Origin of the sequence: Chrysiogenes arsenatis DSM 11915 (assembly GCF_000469585.1) — a bacterium.
Taxonomy (GTDB): domain Bacteria; phylum Chrysiogenota; class Chrysiogenetes; order Chrysiogenales; family Chrysiogenaceae; genus Chrysiogenes; species Chrysiogenes arsenatis.
On record NZ_AWNK01000006.1, the window covers coordinates 238,568 to 252,837 of the forward strand.

The following is a 14,270-nucleotide window of genomic DNA, read 5'->3' on the forward strand; positions in this document are numbered from 1 at the left end:
GGGAACCTCCTAGCGCAACACTGATGTTTTTTCTTTAAGTAGTGACACAACACGATCGACCATGGTTGCCACATCACCTTCCAGCACAAGGCCACCCGATTTTTTCTCTGGTGGATACACTTTTCTGGTGAGTGCCAGCGGTTCAATACACGTAAGTTCAGCAACCGGAATTTCACGAATTTCCTTCTTTTTGGCCTTCATAATGTTCGGCAATGTTGGGTAGCGCGGCGAATTCAACCCCAACTGGCATGTGAAGACTGCCGGAAGCGAGAGCGTAACGACACCTTTTGTCCCACCTTCTAGCTCACGCTTAACCTCTACATTGTCACCAACAAGGGAGAAATCTACGATGGTCGTGGCGCAGGAATACCCAAGTGCGCTGGCAAGGAGTACGCCCACTTGCGCCGAGCCGCGGTCTTGTGATTGCATGCCGGTAAAAATCAGTTTAAAGTCTTTGTCTTTGCAGAATTGAGCAATAGTTGCGGCTATTTGCGCGGGATCTTTCGTGTGTACCGCCGCATCAAGAATGTGCACCGCCTTATCGCATCCCATCGCAAGAGCTTTCTTCAGTGCCTCCACCACACGAGCCGGCCCTACGGAAAGAACCGTCAGTTCAGCTTCCGCGCCAAGTTTTTCCCGAACTTGTACCGCTTGCTCAACCGCGTATTCGTCATACTCGTTCATTCTGAATGCTAAATCACTTTCATCAAACCATGTACCGTCAGCGTTCACACGAAAGCGCGACTCAAGGTCAGGCACCTGTTTCATACAAACCAGAATTTTCATTGTTTCCTCCTGAGATGAGTTATTTCGAAAGTGAGAGTTTATTAACAACAACCTCGGCGAGATCCATAACTTTCAGGTTTTCTTCAAACCCGCCCGTTTTAATGCCATCTTCAAACATCGTCAGGCAAAACGGACAGTTCGCCACCAACAGTGGCACATTCGTTTCCGCTGCCATGCGTACTCGTTCGACATTGATTCTTTTGCCAAGCGTTTCTTCAGCAAGAATTCTCCCGCCGCCAGCGCCACAGCAAAACCCATCAATGCCATGCTTTTCCATTTCCTGAATGGTACCGCCAACCTGTGCCAGAGTTTTGCGCGGTTCCTGCGTAATATCCTTATAACGACTGAGATAGCAGGAGTCGTGATAGGTCGCAGAAAACGCCTCCAGACCGCCAGCAATATCCAGTTTCCCTTCATCAATCAACGTTTGTATAAATATTGAGTGGTGTTCGACAGGAATATCGAGCCCGAAATCTTTATAGTCGCGCGATAAGGTATTAAAGCAATGCGGACAGGTCGTCACAATACGCGAAACACCATATCCTTTGATGGTTTCGACGTTTTCTGTGGCCTGCATCTGGAAAAGATATTCATTACCAAGCTTTCGCACCGGTTCGCCGCAACATTTTTCTTCTTTGCCTAGTATCCCAACACGGAGTCCAGCAGCGTTGCAGATCGCAATAAAGCTTCTGGCCACGTCGCGATTGCGCTTATCAAATGAAGCGTAACAACCTGCAAAATAAAGAATGTCGGCGGTTTCACCTTCACTCAGACGGGCAACATCAAGACCATCCGCCCAATCACCACGACTCGCATAGGCCAGCCCAAATGGGTTGCCATTGACTTCAATGTTGCCTATTGCAGTGCGAACTTCATCGCCAGGAAACTCACCTTCCATGAGTGAAAGACTCTGACGCATGCCGATGATTTTATTGACATGCTCCACATTCGCGGGACAAATATCCTGACAGGCGCGGCAGGTTGTGCATGACCAGAGTACGTCGTGCGTCACACATTCCGCGAGGCTCGTTTGCGGATTTTCGCCAACAGCCACTTCGCCAATCTGCTGAATAAGTTTCATCGGAGAGAGCGGTTTATCGGTCACATACGCGGGACAACGATCCTGACACCGCTGACAGCTAATGCAGGCATCGGTGTCAAAAATATCCTTCCAAGTGAGATCATGAATGGTAGAAACCCCGTACTGCTCGATAGTTTCATCTTCAAGCGGTATAGGAGCGAGCGTCCCTTTCGCGCGTAAATCGCCGAGAAAGTAGTTTGCCGGAATGGTAAAAATATGCCGCAGCTTCGTGAAAGGGATGGCGACAATAAAGGCCAGCACAATCAGAAAGTGGAGCCACCAAAGAGCGCTGTGCAAAGCCAGTACGGTATCGGCATGCAAAGAGGTAAACAGTTGGCCGAAGACAAGCCCTACCGGTGAATACCACATAAGCGTTGAAGCTTGTGGGATCTCTGTTGCCGCCATGCGTGCCCCTTCGACCAAAAATCCTGTGACGAGAATAGCAAAAAGCATACCGTGAATCGCGTAGTCGTCGCGAATCGATTCAATTTCCTTGGGTTGCGTAAAAAAGCGCCGAGCCATGAGAAACGCCAACATAACGATACCCACGGCTCCGGCAATATCAAGTACCAGTGAAAAAAGGAGGTAGAAGGTGCCTTTTAAAAAGACATATCCGAAAACCGGATCGGTGAGATCAGCCTGAAGCATAATCAACAGCGTTCCGATAAACAGCAACAGAAACGACCAGAAGAAAAATGCATGAAAACCGCCTCGCTTTTTCACCCGCAATACTTTTGTCTGCTGCAGCGCTAAACGGAGCATCGCGTGGATCCGCACCGCCGGTTGGTCAAAACGCTCAACATCCTTCCCTTGGCGGTAGAGTGCGATCCGGCGGTAAAAACCCCAAATACACAAAGCGATGGCAACAAAGCTCAGCAGATACATCGGCAGGATGACGCCCGAACCTATGTTCCAGTATATTTCACGAGTGAATTCCATGACGGCCTCCATATACGAAGCAATATTTATATTGACCCTTTACGAGAGAAGCATTTTTGAAATAACGATCCGTTGAACCTCGCTGGTTCCTTCGTAGATCTCCGTGATCTTCGCATCGCGGTACATCCGCTCAACTTCATAGTCACAGATAAAGCCATACCCACCGTGAATCTGAATAGCTTCCTTGGTGACATAGGTGGCTGTTTCTGACGCAAGCATTTTGCACATCGCCGATTCCATGGAATAATTCTTCTGATTATCTTTCATCCAAGCTGCCTTATAGGTCATCAGCTTGCTGGTTTCGATTCGTGCCCACATGTCGGCCAACTTAAATTGAATGGCTTGCAGGTTGCAGATGGGGGCGCCGAATTGCTTGCGTTCTTTCGAATAGTTCAGCGCTAGCGTAAAAGCTCCTTCGGCAATCCCAAGTGCTTGCGACGCAATCCCGATACGACCACCGTTAAGGGTTTCCATCGCAATTTTAAAACCTTGCCCTTCTTGTCCGAGCAAATTTTCGGCAGGCACGCGTACATCGTCGAGCCCAAAGGCCGTGGTGTAACTTCCACGAATCCCCATCTTGTTTTCATTTTTAAGGATTTCAACGCCAGGCGATTCCAAATCAACAATAAAAGCAGATACTCCTTTGTGCTTCAGCCCTTTATCGAATGTGGCAAGCACAACACCCGTGCCACGGTAGGCACCATTGGTAATGAATATCTTTGATCCGTTTATGACAAATTCATCACCTTCACGGCGATAGGTTGTCGTAATGGCTCCCGCATCGCTCCCCGCATCCGGTTCCGTCAGCAGAAAACATCCGATTTTTTCCCCTGAAGTCAGATCGGGCAACCACTGCATTTTCTGCTCTTCCGTACCAAAGCGGTAAATCGGGTCGCATGCCAACGACGTATGGGCAGAAATCAGTACTCCCGTCGAAGCGCACGCTTTGGAAACTTCTTCAACAACAATAGCGTACGAAAGCATGTCCATGCCGGCTCCGCCGTACTCTTCTGGGATATAACTCCCCAAGAAACCCATTTCCGCAATGGCGTGCACCAACTCATTCGGAATTTCATGGTTTTCATCAATTGATACCGCCAGAGGTTTAATCTCTTTAAGAACAAAATCACGAACGGCATCTTGTAAAACTTTATGATCCTGGCTCAGGTCAAAATTCATTGCATCACCTCAGAAATGTTATTTCCCGACAAAGGTTGCCGGGCGCTTTTCAATAAAAGCATTCATCCCCTCACGTTGATCGTCCGTAGCGAACAACGTTCCGAAAAGTGCCGCTTCCAAGCGATAGGCGTCATCGAGCGCCATATTTGCCCCGCTCTGCACCGCCTCTTTCGCACGCGAAACGGCCAATGGCCCTTTCGTGGCAATTTCACGTGCCACATCAAGAACCGTCGCCAGCAATGCCTCGGGTGGGCACACTTCATTCACGATTCCCCACGCCAAGGCTTTTTCTGCGCTAATAACGCGGCCAGTAAAAATAAGCTCCTTGGCACGCCCAGCTCCGATACGACGCGTAAGGTTTTGTGTACCTCCAAAGCCGGGAATTACCCCTAAACCCACTTCAGGCAGCCCAAATTTGGCTTTTGCTGAGGCATAGATAAAGTCACACGCGAGCGCCAACTCAAGCCCACCACCAAGCGCAAAGCCGTTGGCGGCGGCAATGATCGGCTTGGCTCCCTGTTGCATAAGGCTGACGGTGCGCTGACCCGCGTGGGCAAAGGCACGACTCTCAGATGCGCTCATCTGCGCCATCGCTTTAATATCAGCGCCAGCAACGAATGACTTTTCTCCCGCACCAGTCAGTATAATGACGCGCACCGCTTCATCGTTCTGCAAGGCACTGATGGCCATTTCTAACTCTGAAATCACTTCGGCATTGAGGGCATTGAGAGCCTGCGGCCGATTGATGGTAACGGTAGCAATCGAATCATCAGTCACTACCAAGAGATTCTGAAATGTCATATCGCACGCTCCTCGTTAGTATTGGTAGAAACCACGACCAGATTTGCGACCGTAGTAACCCGCATTCACCATTTTTACGAGTAAAGGGCATGGGCGATATTTGGGATCTTTAAACCCGTCATAGAGGACATTGGCAATCGCCAAAACCGTGTCGAGTCCAATAAAGTCGGCCAACGTCAACGGCCCCATTGGCTGATTGGTGCCAAGTTTCATCCCCTTGTCGATATCTTCAGCCGTCGCAATCCCTTCGTAGAGGGCAAAGGCCGCTTCGTTGATCATAGGGATCAAGATGCGGTTCACAATAAAGCCCGGATAATCCTGTGAAACCGCCATTTCTTTCCCAAGTGTGGTAATGGCCTCTGCAATGGTGGCAAAGGTTTCATCGCTGGTGGCATGGCCACGAATAACTTCAACCAACGCCATAACCGGCACTGGATTCATAAAATGCATCCCGATAACACGATCAGGACGGCTGGTAGCGGAAGCAATTTTCGTAATCGGAATGGAAGAGGTGTTGGATGCGAGGATGGCGTTTTTGTTGGTTACGGTTTCATCAAGTTGCTTGAAGATAGAAAGCTTGAGCGATTCGTTTTCCGTAACGGCTTCAATCGCCAGATCAACCCCAGCTAAATCTGCCATACTGGTAGTCGAAGATATACGACCCATAATTTCCGGAATAACAGAAGACTCAATTGCCCCTTTTTTGGCCTGACGCTCCAGATTGGCCTGAATGGTTTTCAACGCCTTGGCGAGTTGTTCTTGTGAAATATCGAAAAGAATGACGCGAAAACCTTTTTGTGCAAAAACGTGAGCAATGCCATTGCCCATTTGTCCGGCTCCGAGTACGCCAATATGTGTCATAACATCCTCCCTTATATTTTTTCTACAATGACCGCGACGGCTTCTCCGCCACCAATACACAACGTTGCCAATCCATAACGCACATTGCGCCGGTGCAGTTCACGAACAACGGTGATGGCCAGACGGGTCCCGCTCACGCCTATCGGATGACCAATGGCGCACGCGCCACCATTGACGTTCACTTTATCGATAGGTATTTTGAGCTGCTTCACCGCGAGGAGTGCTACGGAGGCAAACGCTTCGTTAATTTCGAAAAGATCAATGTCGTTGATACTGATACCTGCTTTGGCGCATACCTTTTGAATAGCGCCGACTGGCGCTTCAGGGAAGTAATTTGGCTGCATACTATTGGTGGCCATGGCGACGATCCGCGCTTTTGGCACTAGGCCGAATTGACGCACTGCCTCCGCGCTGGCAAGCAGTACGGCCGCCGCGCCATCATTGATAGTAGAAGCATTCCCCGCTGTAATCGTGCCATCTTTTTTAAAGACTGTTTTCAGCGTAGGAAGTTTTGCGATATCTCCTTTAAATGGCTCTTCATCTTCGCTAATAATGATTTCTTTCCCTTTAGCCAGTTTGACAAACGGGACAATTTCATCCTGAAAAATCCCTTCTTTGACCGCAGTTTGTGCCAACTGATACGAGCGCGCGGCAAACTCATCTTGCTCCGCACGGGTCAGCCCATTGCGCTCAGCACTCTCCTCGCCTATTTCTCCCATGTGACGACCGGAATATGGATCCTGCAGCCCATCATAAATCATCAGATCAAATATCTCGGAGTGCCCCATACGATACCCAGTGCGCCCTTTTTTGAGAATGTATGGTGCAGTAGACATACTCTCCATCCCGCCAGCAACCACCACATTGGCATCACCCAAGATGATGGAATTCGCCCCTAACATGATAGATTTCAAGCCACTACCACAGACTTTATTGATAGTTAGCGCCCCTGCGGAGTCTGGAATGCCCGCGCCGCGCATAGCTTGACGTGCCGTCGCTTGGCCACAACCACCAGCCAATACATGCCCCATAATAACTTCACCAATCGCTTCTGGGCTGATTTTGGTGGCATCGAGCACCCCTTTGATAGCGCAAGCGCCCAAGGTTGGTGCATCTTGGTCAGAAAGAGCCCCATTAAACGATCCAAACGGCGTTCTTTTCCCTTCAACAATGAATACTTCTGCGCCCATACCTTTCACTCCTTTCGACAACCCACCGCGACTGTCAGGCGATTGCCGGTTCTTGTGTTGATCAAAGAGATATACTCTGCCCTCTTATAAATACCGTTGACGTTAATGTCAACCGAAAACATAACGCATTTATATATTCATCGTGGAGCACTATTTTTTCCGCGATGTTTAGAGATACGAAATACGCTACCATGGAAAAATAAAAGCTAAAAACTACTCTTGCAACTCGCACTAATTAGGCAAGATAGACTATCTCATCAGGAATGGCGGTAATTTTCACACCACCTTTTTCGGTCACAATAAACGTGTTTTCAATGCCGATTGCGCCCCGTCCGGGTAAAACAAATTTTGGCTCAACGGCCACCACCTGATTTGCCCGCAGTGGAACTTTAAACCCTTGTGCCAAAACAGGTAACTCATCAAGTTCAAGTCCAACGCCATGCGCAACAAATTTCGCTTGCTCGCCGGGCATTCCCATAAAACTCTCACCGAGCCCCTCTTGATTTGCCATAGCGAGTGCTTCACTAAAGAGATCCTCGCAAATATTCCCCGGTATCAGCAGTTCTTGAATCCGTTTTTGTATTGCCAATGAGACGTCAAAAGCGCGCTTCAGCTCGGCATCAAGCGTGCCGATAACAAACATGCGTGTCATATCCGTAATGTAGCCGTTGAAAACACCCGTGTAGTCGATGAAAATCGGCTCATTAGCTTGAATCAAAGCAACTCCCGACCCATGCGGTGCGGCACTGGTTAAACCGCGCCCGGTAACCGCACCATCAAAAAAACCTTCGCACGCCGCTCCCGCCGAGAGTGCTAATCCCATGAATAATTCCTGATTAAAAGCACGCATGCGGATATACCCTTCATTACCCGCCTTTCTCAGGCGATACTCAAATTCTGCGGCGACATCAACTTCGCGCATACCCGCCTTCAGAAACTGCGGAACCTGCTCAAATACGGAACAAAGCGACTTCGCACTCTGTGTTAGTAATTGCAGCTCGAACGGTGTCTTTTCGGAGCGAATATCTCGATAGGGGAGGGAGATATCGCAGAACTCTTTTCCCGGAAGCAATTTGGAATAATACGCTTGTTGCTGCACTGGCAAGATGTCGTAGGAAAGTCCTATACGCATCACGCTTTCAGGAAAAGTTGCGGCAAATTCCTTACTCGGCGGAAACGGGCGGATATCCTCCAGTGGACTCTCTTGACAAGCACGCGTGTAACTTTTTTTGACGAGCAGGATCGGAACGCCTTCGGCAGGAACCCACAACACTCCATTTTGCCGTGTGCCAGAGAAATAATAGATATCAATAGGAAGCTGAAAAAGCGCCCCGTCAATCTTTTGACCCTGTAGCGCAGACTGCAATTTTGCCACGCGCACCATCGCTTCAGTACGTGTAATCATGCATCACCTCCAGTAGGCATTTCTTGGTTCCATGAATTGAGCATTGCAATCTCTTTCATCGCCTTACGCCCACGAGGCTTTGGATCTTGATCGGGATATCCCAGCGGCGTGATCCCCACCACGCGAATAGAAGGTGGGATTTGCAATACTTCGCGAATGCGTGCTTCGTCAAACCAGCCGATCCAACACGTTCCCAGCCCAAGTGCTGTTGCAGCAAGGCACAATTGCTGGAATGAAACGGCAACGTCTGCAACATAATATTCGATCCCGTTTTCAATGCCAGACTCCTGCGTATTCGCACAAACCACAATCACCACAGGCGCTTGCACAATCGCTTTGCGCCCGGGATTGTCTTCGGGAAATGCCGAGAGGATCTGCTCCTTGAGCGTTGGCATATCGATCACAATATAACGCCAGCATTGTAAGTTCTTCCAAGAAGGGGCAAGCCTCGCCGCTTCTAACACCTGCAGAATTGTTTCCTGTTGCACCGGTTGATTCGTATATTTGCGTATACTTCTCCGGTTTTTGATTACCTCGAAAATATCCATGATCTCCTCCACACAAACACGTTACATGTTTCTCCGGTAGCGTCCGCCAACTTCAAAAAGCGCGCGAGTAATCTGGCCTAAAGAGGCATACCGTACCGTTTCCATCAGTTCGGCAAAGATATTCCCACCTGACGTAGCCACTTCTTGCAAACGTCGAATAGCTATAGCGGACTGTTCCTTGTTTGCTTCTTGGAATGCGCGCAGATTATTCACTTGTTGCTCTTTCTCTTCCGGAGTAGCGCGAGCAAGTTCTCCGACAGCGCCGTATCCTTCTTCACCAGCTCGTGGATTCAAGAACGTGTTCACGCCAATAATGGGTAGCTCACCACTGTGTTTTTTGTGTTCGTAGAGCATCGACTCTTCCTGAATCTTACTCCGCTGATATTGCGTCTCCATCGCACCTAACACGCCACCACGCTGATCCAGCCTATCAAACTCACACAAAACCGCCTCTTCGACGAGGTCAGTCAATTCTTCGATAATAAAAGAACCTTGCTGCGGGTTTTCATTTTTGGCGAGACCAAACTCTTTTGTGATAATCATCTGAATGGCCATGGCACGACGAACAGATTCTTCGGTCGGTGTCGTCACCGCTTCATCGTAAGCGTTGGTATGCAAAGAGTTGCAGTTATCATAGATCGCCATCAACGCTTGAAGCGTGGTACGAATGTCATTGAAATCCATCTCTTGCGCATGGAGCGAGCGCCCAGAGGTCTGAATGTGATATTTCAGCTTTTGGCTCCGCTCATTGGCACCATATTTTTCGCGCATAGCAACCGCCCAGATTCTCCTAGCAACCCGTCCAATCACGGAGTATTCAGGGTCAAGGCCATTACTGAAAAAGAAAGAGAGACTCGGCGCAAAGTCGTCAATATGCATACCGCGCGAAAGATAATATTCAACGTACGTAAATCCATTGGCCATCGTAAAGGCGAGTTGGGTGATCGGATTCGCCCCTGCTTCCGCAATATGGTAGCCACTGATAGACACGGAATAATAGTTGCGCACTTTTTGGTCGATAAAATATTGCTGAATATCTCCCATCATCTTTAACGCAAAGTCGATAGAAAACAGGCAGGTATTCTGCCCCTGGTCTTCTTTGAGGATATCCGCCTGCACGGTTCCACGAACTGTTTGCAACGTGCAGGTACGAATAGATTCGTACTCCTTTTTATCAGGCTCACGCCCTTTTTCCTGACGAAATGCATCGACCTGCTGATCTATCGCGGCATTAAAAAACATGGCCAACATCATGGGCGCAGGGCCATTGATGGTAATGGAAACGCTGGTCGATGGGGCGCACAGGTCAAAACCGGCGTACAACTTTTTGATGTCGTTCAGGGTACAAATCGATACTCCGCTTTCGCCAACCTTGCCGTAAATATCTGGTGGATAGTCCGGATCTTCGCCATAGAGTGTTACGCTGTCAAAAGCGGTTGACAAACGTTTCGCGCCATCATCCTGGCACAGATAATGGAAACGGCGATTGGTTCGCTCTGGGCTCCCTTCGCCCGCAAATTGCCGCTTCGGGTCTTCTTCCGTCCGCTTAAAAGGGAACACGCCGGCCGTATAGGGGAAAGAGCCAGGAATATTTTCCAACATACTCCAGCGGACGATCTCGCCCCAGTCCTCATACTTCGGCACGCAGACTTTCGGGATGCGCGTGCCCGATAGGCTGGTAGTGGTGAGTTCAGTCCGGATTTCTTTGTCGCGAATTTTTGTAATTTGCACTTCCTGACGATAGGCCTCAATGAGCTTCGGCCACCCAGCAACAATTTGGCGCACTTCGGTGAGGAGGTGCCCTTCATGACTTTCAATTAACCCCTGAATATCGTCGCCCGCCACACTGCCGCTCGCTTCAAGCAAGGAACGGACACCTTGCAACTGATACAGCGCACGTGCCACTTTTACCTGCTGCGCCACCATTTTACGATAGCCACGAACGGATTGCGTAATTTCGCCCATATAGTGGATTCTATCTGGGGGAATAATCACCTTTTTCAGGCTGTCCTTCTCAATAATTTCGAGGGATGAATTCCATGCAAGGTTCTGCTTGCGATTCAATGTGTCGATGACCGCTCTATAGAGTACCGTGGTTCCCGGATCGTTAAATTGCGACGCAATCGTGCCATAGACTGGCAAGGCTTCATCTGGTGCGTCAAACAACTCTTTATTTCTACGGTACTGTTTGCGCACATTGCGCAATGCATCTTCCGCGCCTTTACGATCAAACTTATTGATAGCGACCAAATCAGCGAAATCAAGCATATCTATTTTTTCAAGCTGTGTCGGCGCGCCAAATTCGCATGTCATAACGTAAAGCGAAACGTCACACACGTTGACAATTGAGGCATCGCCCTGCCCAATCCCAGACGTTTCAACGATAATCAGGTCAAAACCTGCGGCACGTACAACATCGATAGCGTCATGTATCGCAGCAGAAAGCTCGGTATGCGAGTCGCGTGTTGCCAGCGAACGCATGTAGACGCGATTGCCAACGTTTGCAATGGAGTTCATACGGATACGGTCGCCCAGCAAAGCGCCACCTGTGCGTTGACGCGAAGGATCAACCGCGAGGATCGCCACGCTTTTATCAGGAAAATCTCGCAGAAAACGGAGCACCAGCTCATCAGTTAGTGAACTTTTTCCGGCACCACCGGTACCGGTTATACCCAGCACAGGAACATGAACCGCCATGCTATGGATTTGTTTTTGCAAATCGGTATGTTCGGCAAATTGTGCATTTTCTGCGAGCGTGATGATGGTGTTAATCGCGCGAATATCACGATCTTTGAGTTTTCCTATTTCGGCAGCCGGATCTCTTTCAATGGGAAAATCACACTGCTGTAGTTTGAAATTTACCATCCCCTGAAGTCCCATCATGCGACCATCTTCCGGCGAAAATATCTTACAAACTCCGTATGACTCTATGAGCTTAATTTCATCGGGGATAATAACGCCGCCACCGCCGCCAAACACACGTATATGCATCGCATCGCGTTCGCGGAGCAAATCCATGGTGTATTTAAAAAATTCAACATGTCCGCCTTGGTAACTGCTGATACAAATTCCGTGGACATCCTCCTGAATGGCGGCAGTAACGATTTCATCAACCGAACGATTATGCCCAAGGTGAATAACTTCGGCACCGGATGCCTGCAACAGCCGACGGATAATGTTAATGGAAACATCATGCCCGTCAAAAAGCGCTGTCGCGGTGACAAAACGCAGCTTATGTTTCGTTTTATATGGTTCTATCTTTTCATGCATAGAGTATCTCCTTTGTCTTTACTGTGGGGCATCCTGGGGGATAGTGAATTCCCATGCGCACCAATACTCGTCGGGATGTTGATCAGGAGGACATGCCACACAGGTGGTTACAATGCGAGGATCGATGGTTTTGGCAAATTCACGATATTCGACGATACCAACTGATTTACAGGGAAAATCGGCAAGCCCTTTGCGCTTTCTTGCCGACTGCACGCGGCAATCACGCATACGGAAAACAACTCGATTTTCGGTCTGCTCTATGGCATCTTGCAGGTTCAGTCTCGCGTAAAGCCGATGATATAAACAGGTCACTAACGCCGGTATTCCCCCACCGGGTTGCAAGTTCAATCGCTCCATAATTCGCTTTGCTTCGACAACCGTAAAGAGGCTCCATGCTTCGCGATCAATGTCGATTGCTCTATCAAGCCCGTAGCGCTTTTCGACTGCCTGAAACCATAGCCCGTCATGTGCTAGCCAGTTTTTGGCATCATCAATAATTATTTGGATAAGCTGCTCTTTGCTCATGTCAGCAAGAATTCTTATCCCTTCATCTCCGTGTTTCATAGCAAACTCCTTTTCTCAAACACTTTGGCCGAAGGAGATTCCCTTCGGCCAAAGTGAGATCAATCCCAGTTTGGAATTTTCATAGTGCCGTGGTTCTCCAAATACTCCTGCATCTTGAATGCTTTAAATAGCATATGCGGCTCATGACCAACCCCACGCGCAAAACACTCACGCTCCGAACGTTCATAATATTCGGTCAAGATTGGTTTGAAATCGGGATGGACACACTGCTTGATGATTTCGCGCGCTCTTTCCCGTGGGCACAACCCACGCAAATCTGCCAACCCTTGTTCGGTGACGAGAATGTCAAGATCGTGCTCCGTGTGGTCAACATGAGTGGCAAATGGCACCACACAGGTAATTCCTGTCGGATCGGTTTTCGATGGACGGGTCGATGGGGTGTGCATGATCGAAAGTTGAGCATTGCGTAAGAAGTCGCCCGAGCCTCCTATGCCGTTAATCATCCGCGTACCACCAACCAACGTCGAATTGGCATGTCCGTAAATATCGAACTCGACTGGCGTGTTCATGGCAATAACGCCAAGGCGCCGTATCGGCTCAGGATGATTGCTGATCTGCATTGGCCGGAGAACAACTTTATTGATATACGCATCCCAATTATCGTAAAACCGCTTAAATCCGGATTCTGACAGCGAAAGCGAGGTGGACGATGCAAAATTCAATTTGCCCGAATCGAAGAAGTCAAGCATGGTGTCTTGAATAACTTCCGTCCACACATTGACATTGGAGAAGGGACCTTTCACCATGCCACCAACGACAGCGTTTGCAATATTGCCAACGCCCGATTGCAGTGGCAGGAGATTTTTGGGTAAACGGCCAGCACGCACTTCGTGTCCGAAGAAATCGAGAATATACTGCGCAATCTGCTCCGAAAGCTCATCAGGAGCTGCGAGGGAGCGTCCTCTATCAGGGTTTTTCGATTCGACAATCGCGATAATCTTTTCGTGATCGCACGGAACGGTAAGGGTTCCTATCCGATCATCGACACGACTGATCAGAAATGGCTTGCGGTGCGGCGGATTCACCTGCATCACGATGTCATGAATCCCTTCAAACGAAGGAATTGCCGTGTTGATTTCAATAATCAGCTTGTCTGAATAGCGGATCGCTTCTGTGGCCGAGCCAATCGAACCAGCGAGAATAATTGAGCCATCTTCCGCAATGCCGGACGCTTCAATCAAACCTAAATCAAAGCCACCACCACGGTTTTTCGTATAAAATCCGTAGCCCAAATCTTGAGCGTACAGCGAAAGGTGCTTGTCACCCATCCGTACCTGTCCAGTGTTGACTTGCTTTTGAATAACCTTACCGGTTTGGTACGGCCAACGCTTATCAGTCATCCCAAGCGATGCCCAACGATCTTCTACTTCCGCCCCTATCGAAGCGCCAATAAAGAGATTAAAGCGCATTTTTCCTTGAAGGTTATTTTGCTCCACATAATCGGCCAACGCCAGTGGAACCACTTTCGGGTAACCGACCGGAGTAAAACCAGACCACGCCAGATCCATCCCGTTTTTGAAAAAGGGAATGGTATCTTCCGGTTGCATAATTTTGGAGTGGAGACTTTTCTTTCTAATCCGTGTTAGAAGTTCAGACATAGCAATGCTCCTTCGACATGATGACTT

General features: G+C 49.0%; 11 protein-coding genes. All 11 read right to left on the reverse strand.

Annotated features, from left to right (window positions below; all coding sequences use genetic code 11):
• Positions 1-9: 9 nt before the first annotated feature.
• A complete protein-coding gene (locus tag P304_RS0105100) occupies positions 10-786 on the reverse strand; it encodes an electron transfer flavoprotein subunit beta/FixA family protein (RefSeq protein WP_027389654.1) in 777 nt (258 codons plus the stop codon).
• Between the two features lie 19 nt (positions 787-805).
• Positions 806-2,806 (reverse strand): heterodisulfide reductase-related iron-sulfur binding cluster, encoded by a 2,001-nt coding sequence (locus P304_RS0105105; RefSeq protein WP_027389655.1) that lies wholly within the window; start codon positions 2,804-2,806, stop codon positions 806-808.
• Between the two features lie 39 nt (positions 2,807-2,845).
• Positions 2,846-3,985 (reverse strand): acyl-CoA dehydrogenase, encoded by a 1,140-nt coding sequence (locus P304_RS0105110; RefSeq protein WP_027389656.1) that lies wholly within the window; start codon positions 3,983-3,985, stop codon positions 2,846-2,848.
• Positions 3,986-4,003: 18 nt separating this feature from the next.
• Positions 4,004-4,786, reverse strand: coding sequence for an enoyl-CoA hydratase/isomerase family protein (locus tag P304_RS0105115; protein ID WP_027389657.1), 783 nt, complete (start codon positions 4,784-4,786; stop codon positions 4,004-4,006).
• 15 nt (positions 4,787-4,801) lie between these two features.
• A complete protein-coding gene (locus tag P304_RS0105120) occupies positions 4,802-5,647 on the reverse strand; it encodes a 3-hydroxybutyryl-CoA dehydrogenase (protein ID WP_027389658.1) in 846 nt (281 codons plus the stop codon).
• Positions 5,648-5,658: 11 nt separating this feature from the next.
• On the reverse strand, positions 5,659-6,837 hold the full coding sequence (locus P304_RS0105125; RefSeq protein WP_034764193.1) for a thiolase family protein: 1,179 nt from the start codon (positions 6,835-6,837) through the stop codon (positions 5,659-5,661).
• 235 nt (positions 6,838-7,072) lie between these two features.
• Positions 7,073-8,242 (reverse strand): M24 family metallopeptidase, encoded by a 1,170-nt coding sequence (locus tag P304_RS0105130; RefSeq protein ID WP_027389660.1) that lies wholly within the window; start codon positions 8,240-8,242, stop codon positions 7,073-7,075.
• A complete protein-coding gene (locus P304_RS0105135; RefSeq protein WP_027389661.1) occupies positions 8,239-8,790 on the reverse strand; it encodes a nitroreductase family protein in 552 nt (183 codons plus the stop codon). Before P304_RS0105135 ends, P304_RS0105130 begins: the two co-directional genes overlap by 4 nt.
• Positions 8,791-8,811: 21 nt before the next feature.
• A complete protein-coding gene (gene icmF / locus P304_RS0105140) occupies positions 8,812-12,060 on the reverse strand; it encodes a fused isobutyryl-CoA mutase/GTPase IcmF (protein ID WP_027389662.1) in 3,249 nt (1,082 codons plus the stop codon).
• A gap of 18 nt (positions 12,061-12,078) precedes the next feature.
• Entirely contained in the window at positions 12,079-12,624 is a 546-nt protein-coding gene (locus P304_RS0105145) for a DUF6125 family protein (RefSeq protein ID WP_027389663.1), read from the reverse strand.
• 59 nt (positions 12,625-12,683) lie between these two features.
• Positions 12,684-14,243: a succinyl-CoA:acetate CoA-transferase ScpC gene (scpC, locus tag P304_RS0105150; RefSeq protein ID WP_027389664.1), complete on the reverse strand. Its 1,560-nt coding sequence runs from the start codon at positions 14,241-14,243 to the stop codon at positions 12,684-12,686.
• Between the last annotated feature and the right edge of the window lie 27 nt (positions 14,244-14,270).